The organism is Arthrobacter sp. 01T414, assembly GCF_056398965.1.
The window spans coordinates 1-24,984 of sequence record NZ_JBFTQK010000002.1 but is presented as its reverse complement, the minus strand read 5'-3'; the positions used below and the strand labels follow the sequence as shown (position 1 = coordinate 24,984).

Sequence of the window (24,984 nt, the reverse complement as noted above, 5' to 3'; positions counted from 1 at the left end):
CCGACACGGTATTCGACGGACCTTGACAGCCGCCGTTGCGCGCGCCTTGACCCTCTGGTAAAGGTCGAGGCTTGCCCGGCAACTCGGCCGCGCCGCAGACAAAACCGCCCGGACGCGGGGTGCGCGTCCGGGTGGTTTCAGTGCGTTCGGGCGGGCGCTTAGGCGTTGACCGGTACCGCCGGGGCAGTCTGGTCGGCAGGTTCAACGGCGGCCTCGTGCCCGGAGTGGCCGGCGACCATGGTCTGCTCGTCGAAGGGCTCGGCGCCCGAGAGCACCCGCTCGACCTGCCCGCCGTCGATCTCCTTGACCCAGGTGCCGATCAAGACGGTCGCCACGGCGTTGCCGGTGAAGTTGGTCAGCGCGCGGGCCTCGGACATGAAACGGTCGATGCCGACGATCATGCCTACGCCGCCGAGCAGCTCCGGGCGGTGGGCCTGCAGGCCCGCTGCCAGGGTGGCGAGGCCGGCGCCGGTGACGCCGGCGGCGCCCTTGGAGGCGATGATCATGAAGACCAGCAGCGAGATCTGGGCGCCCAGGTCCAACGGCGTGCCCATCGCGTTGGCGACGAAGAGGGAGGCCATAGTCAGGTAGATGGCCGTGCCGTCCAGGTTGAAGGAGTAGCCGGTGGGGACCGTGACGCCGACGACCGGCTTGGAGACGCCGAGGTGTTCCATCTTCGCGATCAGGCGGGGCAATGCCGACTCCGAGGACGAGGTGGAGAAGATCAGCAGGTATTCGCGGGCGAGGTACTTCATCAGCCGGAAGATGTTGACGCCGGAGACCACCTTCAGCACACCGCCCAGGATCACAACAATGAAGACGGCGCAGGTGATGTAGAAGGCGACCATGAGCGTGGCCATGCTGATGATGGCCTGCACCCCGGTGGCACCGACGACGGCGGCGATCGCACCGAACGCACCCACCGGGGCCAGCCACATGATCATGATCAGGAGGCGGAACACGAGGGTCTGGCCGTGGCCGATGGCCTTCAGGATCGGGGCGCCCTGGGTGCCCATCTTCTGCAGCGCGAAACCAATGAGGATGGCCGCAAAGAGTGTGGGCAGCACGGGGATATCACCCGGGATGATGCCAAGCAGGAAGTCGACGGTGCTGTCCGTCGCGGCCTTCTTGTTCGGATCGTACGGGGCGAGCTTTAGGCCGGTGCCCGGGTGGATCAGGTTGCCGACGACGAGGCCGATGGCCAGGGCGAAGGTCGACATGACGATGAAGTAGCCGAGGGCCAGGCCGCCGACCTTGCCGACAGTTGCCGCCTTGGCGATCGAGCCGATGCCGAGCACAATGGTGCAGAAAATGACGGGGGCGATCAACATCTTGATGAGCTTGACGAAGCCGTCGCCCAGCGGCTTGAGCGACTTGCCGACCTCGGGGAAGATCAACCCGACCAGGGCCCCGAGAACAACAGCGATTATGACGGCCATGTACAGGTAGTGGGACTTGTCCAGCCCCTTGCGCTTTTTAACCGGCGCCGCGGCCGGTGCCGCTGACTCTCCTCTTTGAGAGGCCATGGTGTTCTCCTTGGATAGGCTGGACTTCGATGCGGCTTGGGGCGCGCATCACGTCCGTTCTGCGTGTTCCTCCATCATTGGGGATGAGGTGACGCGCATCACCGTTGCGTTCATATTGGTCATGGAAGGTGCAGTTGATCCATCACTGGAGCATTGCCCGCAGGCTGTTTGTGGCCCACCTGTTGTTCATGCTGGCCCTGACGGCCATTGTTGGCACGGCCACCTTTGTGGACGCCAGGGACCACGCCTACGAGGAGGCCGGCCGCAGGATGGCCGGGGTGGCCACCGCGGTGGCCGACAATCCCCTGGTCCTGCAGGCGGCGAGCGCCACGGATCCTTCTGCGCGGCTCCAGCCCTACGCCCTTAAAGTGATGCGGGACGCCCGGGCGGACTTCATCACGATCATGGCGCCGGACCGGACCCGGTGGACCCATCCCCGCACCGAGGAGCTCGGCAAGCCGTACATCGGCTCGATCGACGCGGCCCTGCGTGGCGAGGTCTTTACCGAGATCATGGCCGGCACCCTGGGCCCGTCGGTGCGCACGATCGCCCCGGTCAAGGACGCGGACGGCAAGGTCCGGGCCCTGGTGGCGGCGGGCGTGACGGTGGGGACGGTGGATGTCGCGTTCTCCGGCAGGCTGCCCGCCCTGCTCGCGATCGCGGTCGCCCTGTTGGCCGGAGGTTCGGTGGCCTCCTGGCTGCTGGGGCGCTACCTCCGCCAGGTCACGCGCGGCTGGGGCCCGGAGCAGCTGGCGCAGCTGTTCGCCTACTACGAATCGGTACTGCATTCGGTCCGCGAGGGGGTGATCCTCATTGATCCGAAGGGCAAAGTGGTGATGTACAACGACCAGGCGGCGGCGCTGCTGGGGGTGCCGCCGCGAGCGGTTGACGGCGGGTCCTTCGGCGGTCGCGGACCCTCAGGGGGCCGCGGGCCGGAAGCGCCGTCGCTGGCGGATCTGCCGCTGGCGCCGAGCCTCAAGGAGCTCTTCGAATCCGGCCGGACCGCCCAAGACGAGATCCACCTGACCGGCCGGCGCGTGCTGGTGGTGAACCAGGGCCCCGCGGTGGGGCCCCACTCCCCTGCGGCCCGGCAACGGCCGGCTTCCTCCGGCACCCCCGTCTACGGCACGGTCGCCACCATCCGGGACCGCACCGAGATCGAGTCCCTCGGCAGCGAACTGGAAACCATGCGGACGCTCTCCGACGCCCTCCGCGCCCAAACCCATGAACATGCCAACCGGCTGCACACCATCGTGTCCCTGATGGAACTCGGGCGTGGCAACGAAGCCCTGGACTTCGCTACCAAGGACCTCGAACTGAGCCAGCGGCTGACCGACGACCTGGTCAGCTCCATCGAGGAACCGGTGCTCGGCGCCCTGGTCATGGGCAAGGCGGCCGAGGCGCATGAACGCGGCGTCGAACTCATCCTGAGCACCGGCGGCTCCACGGCTGTGACCGGACTGGCCGTCCAGGACCTCGTGGCCATCCTTGGCAACCTGCTCGACAACGCGATCGACGCCGCGGCCGATGCGCCGCCGCCGCGCCTTGTGGAACTGTCGGTCTCCTCCGAGGGTGGAGGCCTGGAGATCACGGTGGAGGACAGCGGACCCGGAATCGATCCCGATGCCGTGGAGGACGTCTTCCGGCACGGCTTCAGCACCAAGGCTCCGGGCCGCTTTGGGCGCGGCCTCGGGCTGGCCCTGGTCCGTCAGGCGGTGCAGCGCCTGGGCGGTAGCATGACCATCACCAGTCCGGCCGGTGCACTGTTCCGTGTCACCCTGCCGGCGGTTCCGGTGGCGGCGGCAGGCGCGGCGACAGGCGCCGGGGAAGAACCCGTCCGGACAGCAGAGGAACAGCAATGAGCGATATCCGCGTACTCGTCGTCGAGGACGAACCGATCGCCGCGGCCGCCCACGCCGCCTACATCGGCCGGCTGGACGGCTTCACCCTGGCAGGGTCCGCTCCGGACGGACAGTCCGCCCTGCGCCTGATGACGGACCTCTCCGCCGCCGGCCAGCCTGTGGAACTGGTTCTGCTGGACATGAACCTGCCGGACCTGCACGGTCTGGACATCGCCCGCCGGATGCGGGCCGCCGGCCTGTTTGCGGACATCATCGCGATCACGGCGGTGCGCGAGCTCAATATCGTCCGCAGCGCCGTGGCCACCGGCGTCGTGCAGTACCTGATCAAGCCCTTCACCTACGCCACCTTCGCGGACAAGCTGCGCAGCTACCGGCTGTTCCGCGACCAGCTGGCCTCCCCCGGCCCGGGCGGCGCCGGGGCCGGCGCCTCGCAGAGCGACGTAGACCAGGCCTTCGCGAGCCTGCGGGCGCCCTCCGAACTGCCACTGCCCAAGGGCCTGTCCTCCTCCACGCTGGATTCCGTGCAGGACTTCATGAAGCTGCAGGCCGGCGCGGTGTCGGCCAGCGAGGTGATGGAAGCGCTGGGCATGTCCCGGGTGACGGCACGCCGCTACCTCGAGTACCTCGCCGACGCCGGCACGGTGTCACGCACCGCGCGCTACGGCGCCCCGGGCCGGCCGGAGAACGAATACCGCTGGAGCCGGCCCGCGTCCTAGCCCCGTAGCGCGCCGCCGGGCCGCAGTGTCCCGAGGAGCTGGTCGATCACGCCGGCGTCCTCGATCGTGGACGGCACCACGTAGTCCTCGCCGTCGGCGATTTGGCGCATGGTCTTGCGCAGGATCTTCCCGGAGCGGGTCTTGGGCAGGGCCTCCACGACCGTGACGTGCTTGAAATCCGCCACGGCGCCGATGTCCCGCCGCACCAGCGCGACCAAATCCTTGACCAGGACCTCCTCCGGCACGTCCACCCCCGATTTGAGCACCACGTAGCCGCTGGGCCGCTGACCCTTGAGCGGGTCCGCGAGTCCGATCACGGCACATTCGGCGACGGCCGGGTGCTGGCCGATCACCTGCTCCATGGCGCCGGTGGAGAGCCGGTGCCCTGCGACGTTGATGATGTCGTCCGTGCGCCCCATCACGAAGACGTAGCCGTCTTCATCCCGGTAGCCGGAGTCGCCGGTGGCGTAGCAGCCCTCGAAGGCCTGCAGGTAGGAGGAGATGTAGCGCTCGTCGTTACGCCAGAGCGTGGTCAGGGTTCCGGGCGGCAGGGGCAGGTCCAGGACGATGTTTCCCTCGGTTCCGGGCTCCACCTCTTCGCTCCCGCCGTCCAGGATCCGCAGCCTGAACCCGGGCATCGGAACGCTCGGCGAGCCGGCCTTGATCGGCAGGCCGTCCAGGCCGCGCGGGTTGGCGCAGATGGCCCAGCCGGTCTCGGTCTGCCACCAGTGATCGACCACCGGCACGCCGAGGACGCGGGAGGCCCAATGGAAGGTGTCGGTGTCCAGCCGCTCCCCCGCAGCAAAGAGGGTGCGCAGGCTGGAGATGTCGTAGTGTTCGAGCAGTTTCGCTTCGGGGTCGGCCTTGCGGATGGCCCGCAGCGCGGTCGGGGCGGTGAACAGCACGTTGACCTTGTGGTCCTGGATGACCCGCCAAAACGCGCCGGCGTCCGGGGTGCCTACCGGCTTGCCCTCATAAATCACGGTGGTGGCGCCGGCGAGCAGCGGCCCGTAGACGATGTACGAGTGACCCACCACCCAGCCGACGTCGGAGGCTGTCCACATCACGTCGCCGGGGCCGATCTCGTAAATGTTCTCCAGCGTCCAGCCCAGGGCGACGGCGTGGCCGCCGTTGTCCCGCACCACACCCTTGGGCGAGCCGGTGGTTCCCGAGGTGTAGAGGATGTAGAGCGGGTCCGTGGCTTTGACGTCCACCGGGGCGGCGGGCTCGGCGGACGCCATCGCGGAGTCCCAGTCCAGCCAGCCCGTGTAGTCGGCAGCGGACGCCGTGAACCCGTCCCGCGCCTTGACCAGCACGGGGGTCTCCGGCGCGCCGGCAAGTTCGAGCGCTTCGGCGACGGCCGGGAGGTACTCGATCCGCCGCGAGGGTTCAATCCCGCCGGACGCGGTGACGACGGCGGCGGGGCCGGCGTCCCGGATGCGGGCGGCGAGTTCCTTGGGCGCGAAGCCGCCGAAGACCACCGAGTGGATCGCGCCGAGCCGGGCCGTGGCGAGCATGGCGATGGCGGCTTCCGGGATCATCGGCATATAGATCACCACCCGGTCGCCCTTGCCGACTCCTTGGCTGCGCAGCACCCCGGCAAAGCGGGCGACCAGCTCGGTGAGTTCGGCATAGCTGAAGCGCTGCTGTGTGCCGAGCATGGCGGAGTCGTAGATCAGGGCGTCCTGGGTGCCGCGGCCTTCGGCCACGTGCCGGTCAAGGGCGTTGTAGCTGGTGTTCAGTACGCCATCGGGAAACCAGTCGTAGAGCGGAGCGCGGCTGGAGTCGAGGGCCCGGCTGGGCGGCGTGCTCCAGTCGACCTTCCTGGCGGCCTCGAGCCAGAAGTCCTCCGGCTGCTCAACACTGCGCTGATAGCTGTCCCGGTAGCTTTTGGTGACCATGAAGTAATCCCGTCCACGACGTTGTGATGCAGCTCATGGTAGCCGGGCGAGGGCGACCAACACAAGGGTTGTGTATACAGCGGACGATGGAATTATCTCAATTTGCTCAAAAAGCTGGGCTGAAAGGCCAAGTGTGTATACACTGATCGGGTCAGCTAACGAAGGAGTCAGGATGCGCGCCAGCGACAAGGCCTATGCGGCCCTGCGCGAGGACATCATCGAATGGCGCCTCCTCCCCGGCACAGTGCTGGCCGAGGTCGAGCAGTCCGAGCGGCTCGGCATCTCCCGCACCCCGCTGCGGGAGGCCCTCAGCCGGCTCACCGCTGAAGGGCTGACGACGACGGCGGGCGGCCGCGGCGTCGTCGTCACCGACATCTCCCTCGAGGACATCGACGAACTCTTCGAACTGCGCGAAACCCTTGAGGGCAAAGCCGCCGGGCTGGCCGCGGAGCGAGGCGACGCGGCGATCTTTGAACAACTGCGGCGGGAGCTCCTGCGAGCGCCGGAGCTGATCAATGGCGCCGACCCCGCACGGCACGACTACTACAGCCTGGTCGGGCGGCTGGACACCGCCATTGACGCCGCAATCTCCAACGCTTATCTGGTCCAGGCGATGCGCAGCTTGCGCGTCCACCTGGTCCGGGTCCGCAGGCTGGCGGCCGACGACGCCGAACGCCTCACCGCCGCCGCCGCCGAGCACGCCGCCATCGCCGAAGCGATCGCGGCCGGCAACCCGCGGCTGGCCGAGGCCGCCACCACCCTGCACCTGCACCGCAGTCTTTCCCACGTCAAAGCCACCCACGTACCGCACTAGAAGGAGCACCATGGTTAAGGAACACCACGTCCGCGTATACAAGAGCGAGGAAAACCTGGCCCGCGAGGACCAGCTCGCCTACAAGATCGCCAAGGTGGCCGCTGATCCCGTGGCCGTCTCCGACGACGTCACCGACATGGTGATCAACCGCGTGATCGACAACGCCTCCGTCGCCATCGCTTCCCTGAACCGCGCGCCCATCGTGGCGGCCCGCGCCCAGGCACTCACCCACGGCCCCAGCACCGGCGGCAAGGGCTCGAAGGTCTTCGGCATCGAAGAACGCGTCGCTCCGGAATGGGCCGCCTGGGCCAACGGCGTTGCGGTCCGCGAACTCGATTACCACGACACCTTCCTCGCCGCGGATTACTCCCACCCGGGCGACAACATCCCGCCGATCCTCGCCGTCGCCCAGCACGTGGGCTCCAGCGGCAAGGACCTGATCCGCGGCATTGCCACCGGCTACGAGATCCAGGTCAACCTGGTCAAGGCCATCTGCCTGCACAAGCACAAGATCGACCACGTAGCCCACCTGGGCCCCTCCGCGGCCGCCGGCATCGGTACCCTGCTGGGCCTCGACGTGGAGACCATCTTCCAGTCCGTTGGCCAGGCGCTGCACACCACCACCGCCACCCGCCAGTCCCGCAAGGGCGAGATTTCCACCTGGAAGGCCCACGCCCCCGCTTTCGCCGGCAAGATGGCGGTTGAATCCGCCGACCGTGCCATGCGCGGCCAGACCTCGCCGGTGCCGATTTACGAAGGCGAAGACGGCGTCATCGCCTGGATGCTCGATGGCCCCGACGCCAACTACACGGTGCCGCTGCCCGAGGACGGCGAGGCCAAGCGCGCCATCCTGGACACCTACACCAAGGAACACTCGGCCGAGTACCAGGCGCAGGCCTGGATCGACCTGGCCCGCAAGCTGCACGGCGAACACCCCGAGGTCACCGACCCCGCGAACGTCGAATCCGTGCTGATCAAGACCAGCCACCACACGCACTACGTGATCGGCTCCGGCGCCAACGATCCCCAGAAGTACAGCCCCACGGCCAGCCGGGAAACCCTGGACCACTCCATCCCCTACATCTTCACGGTGGCCCTGCAGGACGGCGCCTGGCACCACGTCGACTCCTACGCTCCGGAACGTGCAGGCCGGCCGGACACCGTTGAGCTGTGGCACAAGGTGACCACGGTCGAGGACCCGGAATGGACCCGCCGCTACCACTCCCTGGACATCGCCGAGAAGGCGTTCGGCGGTTCCGTGGAGATCACGCTCAAGGACGGCACCGTCATCACCGACCAGATCGCCGTCGCCGACGCGCACCCGCTCGGCGCCCGGCCGTTCGCCCGCGAGCAGTACGTCAACAAGTTCCGCACCCTGGCCGCCGGCTTGGTGGCCGAGGACGAGATCGAGCGCTTCCTGGCCGCTGCCGCGCGGCTTCCCGAGCTGGCCGCCGGCGAGCTCGACCAGCTGAACATCAAGGCCGCCGACGGCGTAATCGACCTGGCAGCCGCACCGAAGGGACTCTTCTGATGCTGTATTCGAAGACCACGCCCGAGCAGAAGCGGATCCGGTTCCGGGAGCTGCTGGCGTCCGGGACCATCCAGCAGTTCCCGGGAGCTTTCAACCCGCTCTCGGCCCGGCTGATCGAGGAAAAGGGCTTCGCCGGGGTGTACATCTCCGGCGCCGTCCTGGCGAACGACCTTGGCCTGCCCGACATCGGGCTGACCACGCTCACCGAAGTGGCCACCCGGGCCGGGCAGATTGCGCGGATGACGGACCTGCCCTCGATCGTCGATGCCGACACCGGCTTCGGCGAGCCGATGAACGTGGCGCGCACTGTCCAGGAACTCGAGAACGCGGGCCTGGCCGGCTGCCACATCGAGGACCAGTTCAACCCGAAGCGCTGCGGCCACCTCGACGGCAAGAACGTCGTGGACCTTGAGACCGCCACGAAGCGGATCCGGGCCGCGGCCGACGCCCGGCGGGATCCCAACTTCCTGATCATGGCCCGCACCGACATCCGGGCCACGGACGGCCTCGAGGCGGCGCAGCAGCGGGCCAAGGCCCTGGTGGAAGCCGGCGCGGACGCAATCTTCCCGGAAGCCATGAAGGACCTCAGCGAGTTCCAGGCCATCCGTGACGCCGTCGACGTGCCGATCCTCGCCAACATGACCGAGTTCGGCAAGAGCGCGCTCTTCACGGTGGACGAGCTGGCCGGCGTCGGCGTCAACATGGTGATCTACCCGGTGACGCTGCTCCGTAGTGCCATGGGCGCTGCTGAGCGTACTCTGGAATCGATCAAATCCGACGGCACCCAGGAGGCACAGGTTTCGAGCATGCTGACCCGTGCGCGGCTCTACGACCTCGTCGATTACGAGGCCTACAACCGCTTTGACACCGGGGTCTTCAATTTCCAGATCCCCGGCATCTGACATCCCCACCGGACTGCCGGCCCCGGCCGGTCAACAGGCGTTAGGAACAAAGGAGTTTCAGCATGGCTGAAAATGAGATCAAAAAGGGCCTAGCCGGCGTCGTGGTGGATTACACCGCGGTGTCCAAGGTCAACCCGGACACCAATTCGCTGCTCTACCGCGGCTACCCCGTCCAGGAGCTGGCCGCCAAGTGCAGCTTCGAGGAGGTGGCCTACCTGCTGTGGAACGGCGAACTGCCCACCGAGGAGCAGCTGGCGGAGTTCACCGCACGGGAACGCGCGGGCCGCGCACTGGATCCGGTGGTCAAGCAGGTCATCGATGCGCTGCCGCTAACCTCGCACCCGATGGACGTCTGCCGGACCGCGGCGTCGGTGATGGGTGCCCGGCATCCGCTGGCCGAGGACTCCTCGCGCGAGGCGAACATGGCCAAGGCCGTGGACCTCTTCGCCGCCATGCCGGCCGTGGTCGCGTATGACCAGCGCCGCCGGCACGGGCAGGACGCCGTGGAACCCCGGGAGGACCTGGGCTACTCGGCAAACTTCCTCTGGATGGCCTTCGGCGAAGAACCAGTTCAGGAAGTCGTCGAGGCGTTCAACGTCTCGATGATCCTGTACGCCGAGCACTCCTTCAACGCCTCAACCTTCACGGCACGGGTCATCACGTCCACGCTCTCGGACCTGCACTCGGCCGTAACCGGCGCCATCGGGGCGCTCAAGGGGCCGCTGCACGGTGGCGCGAACGAGGCCGTCATGCACACCTTCGATGAGATCGGCATCCGGCAGGAGGAGTCGCTCGAGGAGGCAGCGGTCCGGGCGAAGGCCTGGATGGAGGACGCCCTGGCGAACAAGAAGAAGGTCATGGGCTTCGGCCACCGTGTGTACAAGCACGGCGACTCCCGGGTCCCCACCATGAAGGCGGCTCTGGACAAGATGATCGCGCACTACGGCCGTCCGGAACTGCTTGGGCTCTACAACGGGCTCGAGACCGCGATGGACGAGGCGAAGGCGATCAAGCCCAACCTCGACTACCCGGCCGGTCCCACGTACCACCTGATGGGCTTCGACACCCCCACCTTCACTCCCCTGTTCGTGGCCAGCCGGATCACCGGCTGGACCGCGCACATCATGGAGCAGCTGGACTCGAACTCCCTGATCCGCCCCCTGAGCGAATACAACGGCGTCGAAGAACGGCACGTGCCGTAAGCAGTGCCGGCAACAAAGAAGCGCGGGCCGTCCCCCTTTGGAAGGGGGACGGCCCGCGCTTTTTGTTGCCTGGCCGCTGTTGCTAGCCCTCGTTGATCTTCAGTGAGGTGATCATCCGCTTCGCGTTCCGGTATTCGAGGCTGTCCATGTAGGCCTTCGCCGCTTCCATTGTGGGGAAGGTCTTGGCACCCTTGCGCTTGGGGTCCTCTTCCTTGCTGCCAACGTTGACCTGGACGGCGTCGGCGAAGAAGTACAGCGGCGACTCGGACGGCCCGTCGACCACGTTGTAGAACATGCAGGTTTTGCCGTTCTGCCCGGCCACGGTACTGGTGAGGCCGTAGGACGCGGTAACCCGTCCTGCTTCCTGGAGCGCACGGAAGGCGAACCTGGGCGTGACCGAACCCTTCGAGGGCTGGTATGGAAGATTCACTTCGACCGAGTCAAGCACCGTGTACGGAACCGGCCCCTGGCACGCGCCGCCGAGTCCGCCGGAGGGTCCGATGTGCAGGGACGCCACCACCACAGCGGCCTCATTCGCGACGTCGACGTCGACCCCGCCGGCCGCGCTGGTGTCGGTGACTCGCCACGTGGACGGGTACTCGAAACTGACCTTGGAATCGGAGCTGGTGAAAGTCCGCCAGTCCTCGGCAGCCGGAGCCGAGGTGGCCGGAGCGGACGTTGTGGGTGCCGCCGTCGTAGCCGTGGCCGACGGCGTCGCGGATTCCGGCCCCGCAGGCAACGTCGTGGTGTCCAAGGCGGAGGCTGAGGGCGCCGTCACCGCGGACGACGCCGGCCCGGAGGCCTCGTCCGCCGGCCGCATGTTTCCGGCCACGGCAACGCCGGCTCCAACGACGGCCAGGGCGAGCGCCACGATCGCCGCTGCCCAGGGCCAGCGCCGGCGTCCGCCGCCGTCGTTTGCCGGTTCTTCTTCGAAAAGATCCGCGTCCGGAAGGTTGTTGTTGCCCGGTTCCATGCCCTGTCCCCAAATCGGTCAGATTGCCGCTTACCGGTGAGCGAAGGAAGTGCGTGCGCCGGAGCCTGCGATGTTCGAACCTTAGGCTACTGGCCCCGCAGCGACTTTCCCGAGACCGCCATCCCGTGTCGCCGGGGTTCGGTGTGGAAGCTTGCTCACGCCGGCGTGGACCCCGGTGTGGAGGGGTACCTGACCGACGCCACCGTTTCGTTGTCCTCGTTCAGGACCACGACAACGTCGATGGTCTCGCCCGCCAGCGCGGGCGGAAGCCAGTGCCCGGCATCCTGCCACATGCGGTGCAGCGGGAGCTCCCCGACGCCGAACCACTCGGGCGTGATTTCCCGGCTCTCGGTAGGGTCGCCGTCCCAGCGCCTGGTGGTGAAGAGGCGGCAGGACATGTTCCATTCCGGCCGGGCGGGGAAGATGAACACGACGACGCCGGCGTGGACCAGGTCCTCCTGGAGCACCACGACGCCGATCTCTTCCCAGACCTCGCGGACCACGGCCTCGGCGTCGTTCTCCCCCGGTTCGACGTGGCCGCCGACGCCGACAATCTTGCCGATGCCGAACCCGGTCCGTTTCAGGCCCAGCAGCACCTCGGCGCCACCTGCCGCATCACGGAGCAGGAAGCAGAGCGTGACTGGCGTGAAATCCATGGTTCAACCCTAGTAGCTGCGGTCCCGGCCACCTGCTATTTGCTGGCCGGGCCCTCGCCTACCAGCTTCGGCCGCAGCTTGACCGGAATCCCCTTCTCGGCGAATTCTTTGTCCATGGCCTGTTGCGCCGTAAGCCCTTGGTTGTTCATCGCCTGGAAATTCCAGTCGAAGACGCTCGACCAGACTTGCTGGTAATCGCAGAGGAAACGCCCGTTCTGCAGCTTGGCGAGGTGGAACCAGACGTTGCCGCCGTCGAGTTTCATGGCCTTCGCCCCCTCTTCCGAGGTGGAGTAGGCGAGCCAGCCGTCGGCGCAGCCCAGCACGGTGTAGTACCGGCGCTCGTTGGCGGGCACCGGGATGATCGCCCGCACCTGGTCACTGCGCTGCTGGTCGACATAGGCCATGGTGCAGGGGACGCCACCGGTGGTCAGGGTTGCGGCGGTTCGTGTGGGAGTGGGGGTGGGCGAAGGGTTAGGAGTGTTCGAGGGGCTCGGCGAGGGGCTGACGGAGGCGGACGCCGTCGGGACGCCGGTCTGGGCGGGTCCCGGCGCCGGCCGGCTCGTGAGGTTGCCGCCGACCACCACCGCGGCGACGACGGCGGCCGCGGCCACCAGCGTGGCGGCCGCAGCCCGGACGGTGTTGCGTCGTGCCGGCGTGCGCCCTGCCAACTGGACAACGTTGGGGTCCGTGGAAAGGACGGCGGAGCGGGCGGCCTCGCTCCCTGGCGCGACGGCCGGTGCGCCAACCCGCGGTTTGGCGTCTTTCATGAGCTGTTCGATGCGGTCCACGGCTAGTCCTTCCGTTCGGTCATGAGTTGGGCCGGCACGGCTTTCTCGAACGCCCGGCGTGCCCGGTGCAGGCGGACTGCAGCGGCGGAAGGAGAACATCCCAGCGCCTGGGACAGCTCGGCGGTGGTCAGGTCGTCCCAGTAGCTGAGCATGAGGACTTCGCGGTCCCGTTCCCTCAGCCGCGCCAGGACATCCGCCACGGCGGACCGTTGCTCGGTGTCCGGCCCGGGGTCCTGGTTGCGGACTTCATCTTTTAGCCGCTCCAGCAGTTCCTGGCGGCGACGTCGGCCCTTGTATTCGTTGCCGATCACGTTCCGGGCGGTCGCCAACAGCCAGCCAATGCCGGGCGGCTCCGCCAGTTGCTTTTCCCACGCAATCCTGAAGACATCCGCGGCCAGTTCCTCGGCGCGGTGCTGGTCGCTGACACGGTAGGCAATATAGCGGTAGACCCGCACTGAATGTTGAGTGTGCAGGTCTATGAACGCTTGCTCTTTGGCAGCCAACATGGTGCTTCCCCCGGACATCGGATGACTTCTCTGTGGTGACTTCTTCGTGGTGAGTTCTTGCTGGTGACTTCTTCCTGAAGGCCAGGTGTCCCGTGAGGGGCTTTTTCTTACACGCATCAGCAAAACATTTCCCGGCCGGAAATTCTGGCAGGATGTCCTGATGTCCTTCACTTTGCGTGAGCCCGTGCCCACCGACGCGCCTGAGATCGCTGAGCTGCATGTGGCCACTTGGCGGGAGACTTACGCGCACCTACTTCCGGAGGACTTCTTCACGGTGGAACACGTCCAGAGCCGACACCGGATGTGGAACTACGTCCTCGGGAATCAGCGCGAAGATTGGACTATCAGAATCGCGGAGCTCCAAGGACAGATCATCGGCTTCGGGTTCGCCGGTCCCGGCGTGGGCCCGGAAGGCCAGGAACTCCCGCGCGAACGTCAGTTGTTCAACCTCTACGTGTCGGCAGCGCACCACGGCCAGGGTGCAGGCCAGGCCCTTCTTGATGCCACGGCCGGCGTTGGCCCGGCCATGCTGTGGGTCGCGAAGGACAATCTGCGGGCGGTGGCGTTCTATCGGCGCAACGGCTTCGACTTCGATGGAACGGAGCAGGTGGACCCCGGAGCTCCGGGGATCATCGATGCCCGCATGGTGAGGTAGGAACGCCTGCACGGATGCCTGCATCCGGCCCCGGGCCGCGCAGCTCCGCCGTTGCCCGCCCCGCGTCAGCCCAGCGCCCTCGGATGCGCCGCGGCGTAGATCTCGCGCAGCGTGTCAGCGGTAACCAGGGTGTAGACCTGCGTGGTGGTTACCGACGCGTGGCCCAGCAGTTCCTGCACCACACGGACGTCCGCCCCGCCCTCAAGCAGGTGCGTGGCGAAGGAGTGCCGCAGGGTGTGGGGCGAGACGTCCTTGGTGATGTTGGCCTTCTCGGCTGCGGCTTTGAGGATGGTCCAGGCGCTCTGCCGGCTGATCCGGCCGCCCCTGGCGTTGAGGAACAGCGCAGGCGTGCCCTTGCCCTTGGCGGCCAGGAGCGGGCGTCCGCGCACCAGATAGGCGTCCAACGCCCGGGCGCCATAGGACCCCAGCGGGACCAGTCGTTCCTTGGAGCCCTTGCCGAACAGCCGGACGATCGCCGGCCCGGGCGCGTCCTCGCCCTGCAGCGAGATGTCGTCGACGTCGAGGCCCACGGCCTCGCTGATCCGTGCCCCGGTGGAATAAAGGAACTCGAGCAGGGCGCGGTCTCGCAGGCCGGTGGCCGTGTCGGTTCCTGCCGCTTCCAGGATGCGGGTAACTTCGTCGACGGTAATGGCCTTGGGCAGCCGCTTGCCCGGCATCGGCGGGTGCACGTCGCCGGCCGGGTCCGTGGCCGTGACGCCTTCCAGCGCCCAGAACTTATGCAGCCCGCGGACCGCCACGACCGTGCGGGCCGCCGAGCGCACACCGAGGGCGGAGCCGCCGTCGGACCCGTCCGAGAGCGCCTGCACGAAGCCGGTCACGTCGCGGCGGGTGATCTCCTCCGGGCGCTCCCGGCCGACGACGGCGAGGTGCCTGGCGTAGCGGGCGAGGTCGCGTCGGTAGGCCGAGAGCGTGTTGGCGGCCAGTCCGCGCTCCACACCCATGTGCTGCAGGTAGTCGGTGATGGCGCGGTCGACGGCCGTCAGCGGCCGGGGAGGCGCGGACTCAACAGCGGCAGCGCCGGCGACCGCAGACTCAGCAGAAGCAGTCTCGGCAGCAGCAGCTTCGGCAGCGGGAGGTTCGGCAGCCAGCAGTCCGGTCATCAGCGCTGGCTGGGGTGGGCCGGCCAGGGCGCGTCGGACGGCCGAAGCGACTGGAAATCGTGCGCCCGGGCCGCGGCGGCGGCGAGGATCCCGACGACGGCCGAAGGGTTGTGCAGGCGCCCCTCAAGCACAGCCGCAACCGCGGCGTCGAGCGGAATCCAGTGCAGCTCGATTTCCGCTTCCTCATCGGTGCGAACGTGCAGCTCGTGGCCGGGAACATCGCTCAGGTCCCGGGCCAGGTAGATCCGGATGGCTTCGCTGGAGGACCCGGGCGAGTTGAAGAAGTCAGCCAGCACGTTCCAGGTCGCGGCCACCAGGTCCGCTTCCTCGGCGAGCTCCCGGGCCGCCCCGACAACAAAGTCCTCGCCCTCGACGTCGAGCAGCCCGGCGGGGATCTCCCAGAGCGCCATGCCAACGGGGTGCCGGTACTGCTTGATCAGCAGGATCTCGCCGTCGTCATTCATCGGCAGCACGGCCACCGCGCCGGGGTGGTCGATGTAGTCGCGGACAAGGGTGTCGCCGTCGTCGCTTAGTTGGAAACTGTCGCTGACCACATCCCAGATCCGGCCCTGGTAGACCTTCTCGGAAGACAAAAGACGGCGCGGGCTCGGCTCATCCGAAACCTGCCGTGCAGCATTGGGGGTTTCAGGTGTACCGGGCATCGCGCCGTCCTTTGATTCAGTTGGGAGTTACTTTGACGCTGCCGGGGTCGTCTTGGCGGCAGCAGCCTTGCCAGCGGAACCGGCCGGCTGGCCTGCGTCGCGCTGGCCGGCGCCGTGCTGGCCGGCGCCGTGCTGGTGATCCAGGGCGGCCTTGACCAGCCCCGCGAAGAGCGGGTGCGGGCGGGTGGGCCGCGAGCTCAGCTCGGGGTGCGCCTGCGTGGCGACGTAGTACGGGTGCACTTCACGGGGAAGCTCGACGTACTCGACCAGCTTGCCGTCAGGCGACGTGCCGGAGAACACGAGGCCCTCGGCGGCGATCTGCTCGCGGTACTTGTTGTTTACCTCGTAGCGGTGCCGGTGGCGTTCGCTGACCGTGGTCTTGCCGTAGGTCTCGGCGACGACCGAGCCCTCGTCCAGCTTGGCCTCGTACAGGCCCAGGCGCATGGTGCCGCCCAGGTCGCCCTTGCCCTCGACGATGTCGAGCTGCTCTTCCATCGTGGCGATGACCGGGTACTTGGAATCGGGTTCGAATTCGGAGGAAGACGCGCCCTCGAGGCCCACAACGTTGCGGGCGTACTCAATCACCATGCACTGCAGGCCCAGGCACAGGCCCAGGACCGGGAGCTTGGATTCGCGGGCGTACTTGAGGGCGCCGAGCTTGCCCTCAAGGCCGCGGATGCCGAAACCGCCCGGAACACAGATCGCGTCCACGCCAGCCAGGGACTTCTTCGCACCGGCTTCGGTGTCGCATTCGTCCGAGGGAACCCAGCGGATCTTGACCTTGGTGTCGTTCGCGAAGCCGCCGGCCCGCAGCGCTTCGGTCACGGACAGGTAGGCATCCGGCAGGTCGATGTACTTGCCGACAAGGGCAATCTCCACCTCGTGCTTGGGGTTGTGCACAGCGTTGAGGAGCTTGTCCCAGCTGGTCCAGTCGACGTCCTTGAACGGCAGGTCCAGGGCACGCACGATGTAGGAGTCCAGGCCCTGGGAGTGCAGCGTCTTGGGGATGTCGTAGATGCTGGGGGCGTCCGGGCAGCCGATGACCGCGTCGATGTCGACGTCGCACATGCGGCCGATCTTCTCGCGCATGGCCTGCGGCACGTCGCGGTCCGAACGGATCACGATCGCCTCGGGCTGGATGCCGATGGAGCGCAGCGCGGCAACGGAGTGCTGCGTCGGCTTGGTCTTCAGTTCCTGCGAAGGTCCGATGTACGGCACCAGGGACACGTGGAGGAAGAAGACGTTGTTCCGGCCGACGTCCTGGCGGACCTGGCGGGCCGACTCGAGGAACGGCTGGGATTCGATGTCGCCGACGGTGCCGCCGATTTCGGTGATGATCACGTCCGGCGCGTTCTTGCCCTCGGCGGGCAGCCGCATGCGGCGCTTGATCTCATCGGTGATGTGCGGGATGACCTGGACGGTGTCGCCGAGGTACTCGCCGCGGCGCTCCTTGGCGATGACCGTGGAGTAGACCTGGCCGGTCGTGACGTTGGCGGAACCTTCAAGGTTTTCGTCGAGGAACCGCTCGTAGTGGCCGACGTCGAGGTCGGTTTCCGCGCCGTCGTCGGTCACGAAGACCTCGCCGTGCTGGAAGGGGTTCATCGTGCCCGGATCCACGTTCAGATAGGGATCGAGCTTTTGCATTGTTACAGACAAGCCGCGTGCCCGCAGGAGGTGACCCAGGCTCGAAGCCGTCAGTCCCTTACCGAGCGAGGACGCCACACCACCGGTGACGAAGATGTGTTTGGTCGTCTTGGACGAGCCCGGGAACCGGGAATTTACACGGGAATTTGATCGCTGCACCACGGAATTTGAGCCTATCATCAATTCGGTCTTCTTTGGGTCGATTAAACGCCGCTGTGATGGTCATCCCAGTCCCGGTCCGCCAGCAGCCGGCGCTCAGGCCTGTTGCGGAAGGAGCTTGGCGTCGTCCAGCAGTTCCTGGGCGTGTGCCTGGGCCGATTCCGAGTCTTCCTGCCCTGCCAGCATGCGGGCCAGTTCGCGGACCCGTTCCGCCTCGTCCAGGAGCTGGACATCGCTGGAGGTGAAGCCGGTGGCGGTCGCGCCGTCGGACCCCCGCACCGAGGTCTTGGTGACCCGGATGTGCTGGTCGGCGAAAGCCGCCACCTGCGGCAGGTGGGTGACCACCAGGACCTGGACGTGTCGGGCCAGCATGGCCAGCCGTCGGCCGATCTCGACGGCGGCGCGGCCGCCGACTCCGGCGTCGACCTCGTCGAAGACGAACGTCGGGACCGGGTCCACGGCGGCCAGCACCACTTCGATGGCGAGCATCACGCGGGAGAGCTCACCGCCGGAGGCACCCTTGCCCAGCGGCCGGGCGGGCGCGCCGGAGTGCGGCTGCAGCAGGAAGGAAATCTCATCGGTGCCGAACGGGCCCAGCTGCTCGCCCTGGTCGACATTGATGACGAGGGTGGCGTCGGCCATGGCCAGCGCGGTCAGCTCGGCGCTGACCCGGGCGGAGAGGTCCTTGGCGGCCTTCTTCCGAGCCTTGCTGATGGCCGCGGCCTGCTTGCGCAGGTCCGCCTCGGAGCGGGCAACCTCGGCGTCGAGCGCTTCGATCCGAGTGGAGTCGTCCTGAAGCTCCTCGAAGCGCGTGCGGGCCTGCTCTGCCCAGAGGAGCACCTCGTCGATGCTGGGCGCGTACTTGCGCACGAGCTTGGCCAGGGCGGCGCGCCGTTCCTCGATCTCGGCCAGGCGTTCCGGCCCTTCGGTGTCGAGGGAGGCTTGGTAACTGGCCAGGTCGCCGGCGATGTCGTTGAGCAGGAAGCCCACCTCCGCGAGCCGGGCGGCCGCCGAGCCCAGTTCTCCGTCATGTTCGGCGACGTGCTCCAGGGTGCGCTTGGCCGCGTCCACCAGGGTGGTCGCATCCGCGTCTTCGCCGAAGTCCTCCGAGATGAGGGCCTGATGGGCGGTGCTGGCGGCGATCCGAAGCTCTTCGACGTTGGCGAGCTTGACCGCCTCGGCCTTCAGCGATTCGTCCTCGCCCGGCTGCGGGTCGACGGCGTCGATCTCGGCCAGGGCTGCTTCAAGGGACTCCGCCTCGCGCAGCCGCTCGCGGGCGGCGTTGCGGAGTTCGTCCAGCTCGGACTGGCTGGCCTTCCAGTGTGCGTGCAGCTCCCGGTAGGCGGTTAGGGTCCCGGCCAGGCCCTCCCCCGCGAACTTGTCCAGGGCTTCGCGCTGGGCCACCGGACTCTTGAGCCGGATCTGGTCCGACTGGCCGTGGACCACCACCAGCGTCCCGCCGATTTCGGCGAGGACCCCGACCGGCGCGGCGCGGCCGCCGAGGTAGGCGCGGCTGCGGCCGTCGGCGCCGACACTGCGGGCCAGCAGCAGTTCGGCGCCGCCGTCGAACTCCTCGACCTCGGCCCCGGCATCGCGCGCCCGGGTAACCGCGGCATGCCCGGCGTCGAGCTTTAGGACGGCTTCGGCGGAGGCGCTCTTCGCGCCGCTGCGGACGGCGCCGGCGTCGGACCTAGCGCCAAGGAGCAGGCCGACGGCGGTCACCACCATGGTCTTGCCGGCACCGGTTTCGCCGGTTACCACGCTCAGGCCGGGGCCCAGCGGCAGCGTCGCGTCGGTGATGACGCCGAGATCGCGGATTCTCAGTTCTTCAAGCATGAGTCACTTCGCAGTCGAGGGATCGGTTGGAGCGCCGGGATCAGCGCCGGGGCCGGCGTGCCGGGGAACCGGCAGCGCACGGCTGGGCCGCGGGGTGCGTACCACGGGCACGGGTCCGGTGTGGATGGTGTCGGTCTGCGGCGCCGGGCCGCGCCAGCCCTGGATGGGGAGCTCGAACTTGCGGACCAGGCGCCCGGAGAACGGGGTCTGGTGGGTGCGGGCCAGCCGGACCGGAGTGGCCGACCGGGTGACTTCCACGCGGGCGCCGGGCGGCAGGTCGACGGAGCGCCGGCCATCGCACCACAGCACGCCCTGGGCGTCGGTTCGGTTCAGGATTTCGACGGCGAGCCGGGACCTGGGCGAAACCACGAGCGGCTTGGCGAAGAGCGCGTGGGCGCTGATCGGCACGATCAGCAGGGCCTCCACCTCTGGCCACACCACGGGGCCGCCGGCCGAAAACGCGTAGGCGGTGGACCCGGTGGGGGTGGCGAGGACGACGCCGTCGCAGCCGAAGGAGGTGAGCGGGCGTTCGTCGACCTCTGTGACTACCTCAAGCATCCGTTCCCGGTTGCCCTTCTCGATGGCGGCCTCGTTCAGGGCCCAGGTGTGCCAAATCTTCTGCCCGCGCACCCACACCTGCACGTCGATGGTCATGCGCTCTTCCACCGTGTACTGGCGGCTGGCGATCCATTCGACGGTCTGGGCAAGGTCCGCCCGCTCGCTCTCCGCGAGGAAGCCGACGTGGCCGAGGTTGACCCCGAGCAGCGGCACGTCCACCTCGCGCACCAGCTCCGCGGCGCGCAGGATGGTGCCATCACCGCCAAGCACCATGACGAGTTCGACGTCGGGCAGCTTGACGTGGTCGTGCAGGACTTCGACGGGCTGGTCCAGCCGGCCGAAGAACCGGACCATGTCGCCGAGCTCGGATTTCTGCATCACGGCGACGAGGCCGGAGGCATGCAGCTGGGCGCACGCTTCCCAGGCGGCCTTGAGGGATTCCTCGCGGCCGGTGTGGGCAAGGATGAGGACACGCCTGCTCATCGGGTTCCGCCTTCTAGTGCTTCTCGTGCTGCTTGGGCTTTCAGGGCTACGACCAGATCGTTCCTAGTAACGCGGCAACGGCTGCGTCCCGCTCCTCGATCTTAGGCAGGTCTGTCCGGATCCCGCGTTTTATCCACAGGAAGTACTCCACGTTTCCGTCCTGGCCAGGCAGCGGACTCTGCGCGAGTCCGGCCAGGTCCAGGCCCGCGTCCATCGCCGCGGACGCCACCTTGGCGACGGCCAGCCGCCGCTCCCGCTCGGAGGTGACTACCCCGGTGCGGCCCAGCCGGTCCTTGCCGATCTCGAACTGCGGCTTGACCATCAGGACCAGATCGCCGCCGGGCTCGGTGCACGCGGCGAGGGGCGCCACCACGAGGGTCAGCGAGATGAAGGACAGGTCCGCCACGGTCAGGGACGCGGGGCCGCCGATCATTTCCGGCGTCATGTAACGGACGTTGAGGCCCTCGTGGACGGAGACCCGCGCGTCGTTTCGGATCTGCGGGACCAGCTGGTCATGCCCGACGTCGACGGCCACCACATGGGCGGCGCCGCGCCGGAGCAGCACCTCGGTGAACCCGCCGGTGGAGGCTCCGGCATCGAGGCAGCGTTTGCCTTGGACTTCGACGGCGGGAAAGGCGTCCAGCGCGCCGGCCAGCTTGTGCGCTGCGCGGCTGACGTAATCGTCCTCGCTGGTGGTGGCGACATCCAGGGCCATTCCGTCCTGGACCTGTAGGGAGGCCTTGGCGAGCACCTCGCCGCCGGAACTGACCTTGCCTTCGCCGATCAGACGGGCGGCATGGGTGCGGGACCTCGCCAGCCCGCGGCTGACGAGGGCCTGATCAAGGCGGGTCATCGGGGCAAGTCCCCCGCCTGCTGTCCGGCTACGTCCTCGTTGAGGGCCGCCGCGAGCTCGTCGTGCAGGCCTGCGTAGAGTTCGCCGTGGTCTGCGACCGGCAGCTCCGGCAGCCCGGCAAGGCGTACCAGCAGGGCCTCTACTGCCGGATCGTCGACTACGGCGGCGTTCGCCGGCCAGTCAATCCGGGCGTCGGCGCTTTCCGAATCGGCGTCGGTGGAAGAAGTCTGCTCGGTCATGCTCTCCAGTCTAGTGATTTTCCCACTCGAGACCGGGCGCCAGCGCGTTGGCGGTTTCGGGGTTCGCAGCCCACCAGGCGGCGCAGGCCGCACGCCATGAATCGAGGTCCGCAGGGTCCCCGCTGACGTGAACCGTTGTCCCCTGCACGAGCGCCGTGGCGTGGCCGCACCGGTAGCCGCCCTCGGCGTCGGGCTCCACTGCCGGGTAGGGACGGTAGAGATCGGTCAGGTCATTGATCAGGAAGGTGGGGCGTTCCATGGTGCGTGCGGCGAGGATGGATTCCCTCGTGTCGACGCCGGTCAGCACGGCCACCGTCGCGAAGCCGGCGTTGTTACCGCCGAGGATGTCGGTGTCCAGCCGGTCCCCAACAACCAGCGGACGGTCCGCGGCAAGGCGCTTGGCCGCCGCGTGGAACAGCGGCGCCTCGGGCTTGCCCGCAACGAGTGGCTGCCGCCCGGTGGCGGCGGCGACGGCGGCAACCAACGTGCCGTTGCCCGGAGCGATGCCTCGGGCCTGGGGAATGGACATGTCCGTGTTGGTGGCGACCCACAGGGCACCCGCCGCGACGACGTAGGACGCTTCCGCAAGGTCCTTCCAGCCCAGGTCCGGGTGGAAGCCCTGCACGACGGCGACGGGGTCCTCTGCTTCACTGCGCACAGGCACCAGCCCGGCGAGTTCAATTTCGCGGGCCAGGGCCTCGCCACCGGTGATGAGGACGCGGGCCCCGGCAGGCAGCAGCGAGGCAAGCAGCTCACCGGCTGCCTGCGGCGAACTCACCACCTGCTGCTCCTCGGCTGGCGCGCCGAGGTCGCGCAGGTGCTGCGCCACCTCTGCGGGCGAACGGGAGGCGTTGTTCGTTACGTAGCCCAGGCTGACGCCCATGCCTTCGAGCCGGCGCAGTGATTCCACGGCGCCGGGAATGGCCTGCGGACCTGCGTAGACGACTCCGTCCAAATCAGCGAGGAGCGCGTCAAACCGGGAAATCAGCTCTGCTTCGGCCATTACCGGCTAGTCCTCGGCGCGTTCCGGCAGGCTGGACTCGCCGGCTTCATCGGCTTCCCCGGCTTCCAGTTCGTCGGCCTCGACGGAATCCTCGTCAGACTCGGCGTCGTCGGACTCGAAGAAGTCGGGTTCCTCGTCGTCGGAACCGGCCTCGAGATCGTGCGCGGCCGACTGCGCCGCGGCGGTCTCCGGGAGGCCGGATACGGCTTCGGCACTGGCGGCACGGGGAGCCTGCTCGGCGGAGGCGGCGGACTGCTGCTCCGCCTGCTCCCGCAGGAGCCGGCGGCGCTGCGCTTCCTCGCGGGCTTCCTCTTCTTCGTCCCAACCGAGATCGATGATGTCCGGCTCTTCGTCGATGCCCAGGCCCAGGGCCTTCTCGGCAACTCCGGCCTGGCGCTCCCACTTCGCGGCCTCGGTCTCGCGCCCGACAGCCGTCAGCGCCTCGGCGTAGGCGCGGAAGAGCCGGGGGCTGTAGGAGAACGCGCGGTTGATGTCCAGCTGTGCGATCTCCAGCTCCGAGACGGCAGCGTCGAGCTGGCCGAGATCGGTGCGGGCGCCGGCGGCGACGATGGCCAGCTCGACCTTGCCCGGAGCGTCGAGGTCCTTGGCCTCTTCGGAGCGGGCCATGTCCAGGGCACGGTCCGGGCGGCCAAGGCCACGCTCGCAGTCAGCCATTACCGGCAGGTGCATGTTGGATCCGCTAATCCGGCGGTAGGTACGGAATTCACGCAGCGCCTCACCGTAGTGTCCGGCCGCGTAGGCGGTCAGGCCAACGGCTTCGCGGACGGCTGCGAGGCGGCCACCGCGGCGGCTCGCGGCGAGAGCGTGCTGGAAGGCGAGCCCCGGTTCTTCGTCAAGAAGCCGGCCGGCCATCACGAGGTGGCGTGCCACCCATTCGGCACTGTGATCTTCCAGCGTCTTGATCTGGTGCTGCGTGGCGCGGTCAAGTTCCTTGCCGGTGACGTCCTCATCAATCTGCGGGGAACGCTCACGGTCCGGGCGGTTGGCGCTGCGCAGGTCCCGGGCATTGGGTTCGCGGACGGGACGGTCCTCGGCGCGATCACGGCCGAACTGGCGGGGCCCGGAATCCCCGCGGTCGAAGCTGCGGGCCGGGCGATCCTCGCGGTTGCCGAAAGGCTTGCGGTTATCGCCACCGCTGAACGGCTTGCGGTCGCGGTCGCCACCGAAGCTACGACGCTCACCACCCTCACGCGACGGACGATCACCAAACGGCTTACGATCCCGGTCCCCACCGCTGAAGGGCTTACGGTCGCGATCGCCACCGCTAAAGGGCTTACGATCACGCTCACCACCCTCACGCGACGGACGATCACCAAACGGCTTACGATCACGATCGCCACCACTGAAGGGCTTACGATCACGATCGCTACCGAAGCTACGACGCTCACCACCCTCACGCGACGGACGATCACCAAACGGCTTACGATCCCGATCCCCACCACTGAAGGGCTTACGATCCCGATCCCCACCGCTAAAGGGCTTACGATCCCGGTCGCCACCGAAGCTACGACGCTCACCACCCTCACGCGACGGACGATCACCAAACGGCTTACGATCCCCCTCGTTGAACGGCGGCCTGGATCCCGAAGGACGGTCATCCCTCGCGCGGAAACCGCGGGGATTGCCGCCGGAGTTGTTTGCTCCGCGGAATCCGCCGCCGCCGGAATTGCGTCCCCCGCCGAAGTTGCCGCGGTCGTTCCCGCCGCGGTTGCCGTCGTTGTGCTCAGCCATGGTGGATTCCTCCTGTTATGAGCTGACCACTGGCGCAATCGCAGCCGCTCTGTTTCCGTGTTTCGTTCCCTACGCAACCCGAAATCAAGCGCTTCGAAGTCCGTACATCTCAATCAATTCTAGGCGAGTCGCCCGCGCCCGGCTAACGCCAGCGCGTCATTCCACCCGCGCGGTGGCAAGTCTCACAGGCCCACTCCCCATCGTCCTCTATCGACGCTCTCTCACTTTTGACGCGTTTGCACCCGACGCTCCCTCACCTCCTACCGGTTACGCTGCCCGGTACTGAGGGGTGTTTGTGAGATCCGCACCGGTGCTGCGGGAACATTCAGCGTATGGCAGCCGGAGCTGAGGGAGCGTTCGGCGTATAGCTGCCGGTCCTGAGGGAGCGTCGGTGGTGTACCGGCAACTTCTGAAGGAGGGTTGGCGGTGTGGGCGCCACTTCTGAGGGGGCGTCTGGGTTGTTTTTGGGTTAAATGGCGCAGGCCCCGACACGGTGTGTCGGGGCCTGGCTGTAATGGTTGTCCGGCGGTGACCTACTCTCCCACACCCTCCCGGGTGCAGTACCATCGGCGCTGTGGGTCTTAGCTTCCGGGTTCGGAATGGGACCGGGCGTTTCCCCCACGCTATGACCGCCGTAACCCT

Annotated in this window: 23 protein-coding genes and 1 rRNA gene; 8 read left to right on the top strand and 16 right to left on the bottom strand. The window is 67.8% G+C overall.

Features of this window, described 5'->3' with window-relative positions; translation table 11 throughout:
- Window positions 1-158 precede the first annotated feature (158 nt).
- Window positions 159-1,526 carry a cation:dicarboxylate symporter family transporter gene (locus AC1DK9_RS05615; RefSeq protein WP_476915266.1) on the bottom strand — a complete coding sequence of 456 codons (1,368 nt, stop codon included), beginning with the start codon at window positions 1,524-1,526 and terminating at the stop codon, window positions 159-161.
- A gap of 134 nt (window positions 1,527-1,660) precedes the next feature.
- Between AC1DK9_RS05615 and AC1DK9_RS05610 the strand changes: the two genes are divergently transcribed.
- Window positions 1,661-3,388, top strand: coding sequence for a sensor histidine kinase (locus AC1DK9_RS05610; protein ID WP_476915265.1), 1,728 nt, complete (start codon window positions 1,661-1,663; stop codon window positions 3,386-3,388).
- Window positions 3,385-4,104, top strand: coding sequence for a response regulator (locus tag AC1DK9_RS05605; protein WP_476915264.1), 720 nt, complete (start codon window positions 3,385-3,387; stop codon window positions 4,102-4,104). Before AC1DK9_RS05610 ends, AC1DK9_RS05605 begins: the two co-directional genes overlap by 4 nt.
- Here AC1DK9_RS05605 and AC1DK9_RS05600 read toward each other — a convergent pair.
- A complete protein-coding gene (locus AC1DK9_RS05600) occupies window positions 4,101-6,005 on the bottom strand; it encodes a propionyl-CoA synthetase (protein WP_476915263.1) in 1,905 nt (634 codons plus the stop codon). The two genes, AC1DK9_RS05605 and AC1DK9_RS05600, sit on opposite strands and share 4 nt — an antisense overlap.
- Window positions 6,006-6,177: 172 nt before the next feature.
- On the opposite strand from AC1DK9_RS05600, the gene AC1DK9_RS05595 reads away from it, so the two are divergent.
- The 4 genes from AC1DK9_RS05595 to AC1DK9_RS05580 all read left to right on the top strand — a co-directional run bounded on the left by AC1DK9_RS05595 (window position 6,178) and on the right by AC1DK9_RS05580 (window position 10,454).
- A complete protein-coding gene (locus tag AC1DK9_RS05595) occupies window positions 6,178-6,819 on the top strand; it encodes a GntR family transcriptional regulator (protein WP_476915262.1) in 642 nt (213 codons plus the stop codon).
- Between the two features lie 10 nt (window positions 6,820-6,829).
- Window positions 6,830-8,350 (top strand): MmgE/PrpD family protein, encoded by a 1,521-nt coding sequence (locus AC1DK9_RS05590; RefSeq protein ID WP_476915261.1) that lies wholly within the window; start codon window positions 6,830-6,832, stop codon window positions 8,348-8,350.
- The gene (prpB, locus tag AC1DK9_RS05585; RefSeq protein ID WP_476863620.1) at window positions 8,350-9,252 is read left to right on the top strand and encodes a methylisocitrate lyase; all 903 of its coding nucleotides are present in this window, start codon (window positions 8,350-8,352) and stop codon (window positions 9,250-9,252) included. Before AC1DK9_RS05590 ends, prpB begins: the two co-directional genes overlap by 1 nt.
- 62 nt (window positions 9,253-9,314) lie before the next feature.
- Window positions 9,315-10,454, top strand: a complete 1,140-nt coding sequence (locus AC1DK9_RS05580; protein ID WP_476915260.1) for a bifunctional 2-methylcitrate synthase/citrate synthase — start codon at window positions 9,315-9,317, stop codon at window positions 10,452-10,454.
- Between the two features lie 82 nt (window positions 10,455-10,536).
- On the opposite strand, the gene AC1DK9_RS05575 is transcribed toward AC1DK9_RS05580, so the two are convergent.
- The 4 genes from AC1DK9_RS05575 to AC1DK9_RS05560 all read right to left on the bottom strand — a co-directional run bounded on the left by AC1DK9_RS05575 (window position 10,537) and on the right by AC1DK9_RS05560 (window position 13,377).
- Window positions 10,537-11,427 carry a hypothetical protein gene (locus AC1DK9_RS05575; protein ID WP_476863622.1) on the bottom strand — a complete coding sequence of 297 codons (891 nt, stop codon included), beginning with the start codon at window positions 11,425-11,427 and terminating at the stop codon, window positions 10,537-10,539.
- Window positions 11,428-11,582: 155 nt separating this feature from the next.
- A complete protein-coding gene (locus AC1DK9_RS05570; protein WP_476863623.1) occupies window positions 11,583-12,083 on the bottom strand; it encodes an 8-oxo-dGTP diphosphatase in 501 nt (166 codons plus the stop codon).
- A 35-nt stretch (window positions 12,084-12,118) separates the two neighbouring features.
- Window positions 12,119-12,871 (bottom strand): hypothetical protein, encoded by a 753-nt coding sequence (locus AC1DK9_RS05565; RefSeq protein ID WP_476915259.1) that lies wholly within the window; start codon window positions 12,869-12,871, stop codon window positions 12,119-12,121.
- A gap of 2 nt (window positions 12,872-12,873) precedes the next feature.
- Window positions 12,874-13,377 carry an RNA polymerase sigma factor gene (locus tag AC1DK9_RS05560; RefSeq protein WP_476915258.1) on the bottom strand — a complete coding sequence of 168 codons (504 nt, stop codon included), beginning with the start codon at window positions 13,375-13,377 and terminating at the stop codon, window positions 12,874-12,876.
- Window positions 13,378-13,537: 160 nt separating this feature from the next.
- On the opposite strand from AC1DK9_RS05560, the gene AC1DK9_RS05555 reads away from it, so the two are divergent.
- Complete coding sequence (locus AC1DK9_RS05555) at window positions 13,538-14,032, top strand: N-acetyltransferase family protein (protein ID WP_476915257.1); 495 nt, start codon at window positions 13,538-13,540, stop codon at window positions 14,030-14,032.
- A gap of 65 nt (window positions 14,033-14,097) precedes the next feature.
- Here the strand turns inward: AC1DK9_RS05555 and xerD are convergent, their stop codons facing one another.
- From xerD to AC1DK9_RS05510, 9 genes are all read right to left on the bottom strand, one after another.
- Entirely contained in the window at window positions 14,098-15,153 is a 1,056-nt protein-coding gene (gene xerD / locus AC1DK9_RS05550; protein ID WP_476915256.1) for a site-specific tyrosine recombinase XerD, read from the bottom strand.
- Window positions 15,153-15,815, bottom strand: coding sequence for an NUDIX domain-containing protein (locus tag AC1DK9_RS05545; protein WP_476915255.1), 663 nt, complete (start codon window positions 15,813-15,815; stop codon window positions 15,153-15,155). Before AC1DK9_RS05545 ends, xerD begins: the two co-directional genes overlap by 1 nt.
- Window positions 15,816-15,842: 27 nt before the next feature.
- Complete coding sequence (locus AC1DK9_RS05540) at window positions 15,843-17,639, bottom strand: CTP synthase (protein WP_476915254.1); 1,797 nt, start codon at window positions 17,637-17,639, stop codon at window positions 15,843-15,845.
- 75 nt (window positions 17,640-17,714) lie between these two features.
- Window positions 17,715-19,454: a DNA repair protein RecN gene (recN, locus tag AC1DK9_RS05535; RefSeq protein ID WP_476915253.1), complete on the bottom strand. Its 1,740-nt coding sequence runs from the start codon at window positions 19,452-19,454 to the stop codon at window positions 17,715-17,717.
- Window positions 19,455-19,457: 3 nt separating this feature from the next.
- Window positions 19,458-20,495: an NAD kinase gene (locus tag AC1DK9_RS05530; protein ID WP_476915252.1), complete on the bottom strand. Its 1,038-nt coding sequence runs from the start codon at window positions 20,493-20,495 to the stop codon at window positions 19,458-19,460.
- 46 nt (window positions 20,496-20,541) lie between these two features.
- The gene (locus tag AC1DK9_RS05525; RefSeq protein ID WP_476863632.1) at window positions 20,542-21,348 is read right to left on the bottom strand and encodes a TlyA family RNA methyltransferase; all 807 of its coding nucleotides are present in this window, start codon (window positions 21,346-21,348) and stop codon (window positions 20,542-20,544) included.
- Complete coding sequence (locus AC1DK9_RS05520) at window positions 21,345-21,587, bottom strand: hypothetical protein (RefSeq protein ID WP_476915251.1); 243 nt, start codon at window positions 21,585-21,587, stop codon at window positions 21,345-21,347. The genes AC1DK9_RS05525 and AC1DK9_RS05520 overlap by 4 nt, the downstream gene beginning before the upstream one ends.
- 10 nt (window positions 21,588-21,597) lie before the next feature.
- Window positions 21,598-22,590 (bottom strand): HAD-IIA family hydrolase, encoded by a 993-nt coding sequence (locus tag AC1DK9_RS05515; RefSeq protein ID WP_476915250.1) that lies wholly within the window; start codon window positions 22,588-22,590, stop codon window positions 21,598-21,600.
- 6 nt (window positions 22,591-22,596) lie between these two features.
- A complete protein-coding gene (locus AC1DK9_RS05510; protein ID WP_476915249.1) occupies window positions 22,597-23,481 on the bottom strand; it encodes a hypothetical protein in 885 nt (294 codons plus the stop codon).
- Window positions 23,482-23,493: 12 nt separating this feature from the next.
- Here AC1DK9_RS05510 and AC1DK9_RS05505 point away from each other — a divergent pair, with 12 nt between their 5' ends.
- Window positions 23,494-24,363, top strand: coding sequence for a hypothetical protein (locus AC1DK9_RS05505; RefSeq protein ID WP_476915248.1), 870 nt, complete (start codon window positions 23,494-23,496; stop codon window positions 24,361-24,363).
- Window positions 24,364-24,862: 499 nt separating this feature from the next.
- On the opposite strand, the gene rrf is transcribed toward AC1DK9_RS05505, so the two are convergent.
- A 5S ribosomal RNA gene (rrf, locus tag AC1DK9_RS05500) occupies window positions 24,863-24,979 on the bottom strand.
- Window positions 24,980-24,984: the final 5 nt, after the last annotated feature.

Bases quoted from the DNA above. Each gene is read 5' to 3' on its own strand.
- AC1DK9_RS05615 (WP_476915266.1), bottom strand. From the start codon at position 1,526: ATGGCCTCTCAAAGAGGAGAGTCAGCGGCACCGGCCGCGGCGCCGGTT.
- AC1DK9_RS05605 (WP_476915264.1), top strand. From the start codon at position 3,385: ATGAGCGATATCCGCGTACTCGTCGTCGAGGACGAACCGATCGCCGCG.
- AC1DK9_RS05600 (WP_476915263.1), bottom strand. From the start codon at position 6,005: ATGGTCACCAAAAGCTACCGGGACAGCTATCAGCGCAGTGTTGAGCAG.
- AC1DK9_RS05595 (WP_476915262.1), top strand. From the start codon at position 6,178: ATGCGCGCCAGCGACAAGGCCTATGCGGCCCTGCGCGAGGACATCATC.
- AC1DK9_RS05590 (WP_476915261.1), top strand. From the start codon at position 6,830: ATGGTTAAGGAACACCACGTCCGCGTATACAAGAGCGAGGAAAACCTG.
- prpB (WP_476863620.1), top strand. From the start codon at position 8,350: ATGCTGTATTCGAAGACCACGCCCGAGCAGAAGCGGATCCGGTTCCGG.
- AC1DK9_RS05580 (WP_476915260.1), top strand. From the start codon at position 9,315: ATGGCTGAAAATGAGATCAAAAAGGGCCTAGCCGGCGTCGTGGTGGAT.
- AC1DK9_RS05575 (WP_476863622.1), bottom strand. From the start codon at position 11,427: ATGGAACCGGGCAACAACAACCTTCCGGACGCGGATCTTTTCGAAGAA.
- AC1DK9_RS05570 (WP_476863623.1), bottom strand. From the start codon at position 12,083: ATGGATTTCACGCCAGTCACGCTCTGCTTCCTGCTCCGTGATGCGGCA.
- AC1DK9_RS05560 (WP_476915258.1), bottom strand. From the start codon at position 13,377: ATGTTGGCTGCCAAAGAGCAAGCGTTCATAGACCTGCACACTCAACAT.
- AC1DK9_RS05555 (WP_476915257.1), top strand. From the start codon at position 13,538: ATGTCCTTCACTTTGCGTGAGCCCGTGCCCACCGACGCGCCTGAGATC.
- xerD (WP_476915256.1), bottom strand. From the start codon at position 15,153: ATGACCGGACTGCTGGCTGCCGAACCTCCCGCTGCCGAAGCTGCTGCT.
- AC1DK9_RS05545 (WP_476915255.1), bottom strand. From the start codon at position 15,815: ATGCCCGGTACACCTGAAACCCCCAATGCTGCACGGCAGGTTTCGGAT.
- AC1DK9_RS05540 (WP_476915254.1), bottom strand. From the start codon at position 17,639: ATGATAGGCTCAAATTCCGTGGTGCAGCGATCAAATTCCCGTGTAAAT.
- recN (WP_476915253.1), bottom strand. From the start codon at position 19,454: ATGCTTGAAGAACTGAGAATCCGCGATCTCGGCGTCATCACCGACGCG.
- AC1DK9_RS05530 (WP_476915252.1), bottom strand. From the start codon at position 20,495: ATGAGCAGGCGTGTCCTCATCCTTGCCCACACCGGCCGCGAGGAATCC.
- AC1DK9_RS05525 (WP_476863632.1), bottom strand. From the start codon at position 21,348: ATGACCCGCCTTGATCAGGCCCTCGTCAGCCGCGGGCTGGCGAGGTCC.
- AC1DK9_RS05520 (WP_476915251.1), bottom strand. From the start codon at position 21,587: ATGACCGAGCAGACTTCTTCCACCGACGCCGATTCGGAAAGCGCCGAC.
- AC1DK9_RS05515 (WP_476915250.1), bottom strand. From the start codon at position 22,590: ATGGCCGAAGCAGAGCTGATTTCCCGGTTTGACGCGCTCCTCGCTGAT.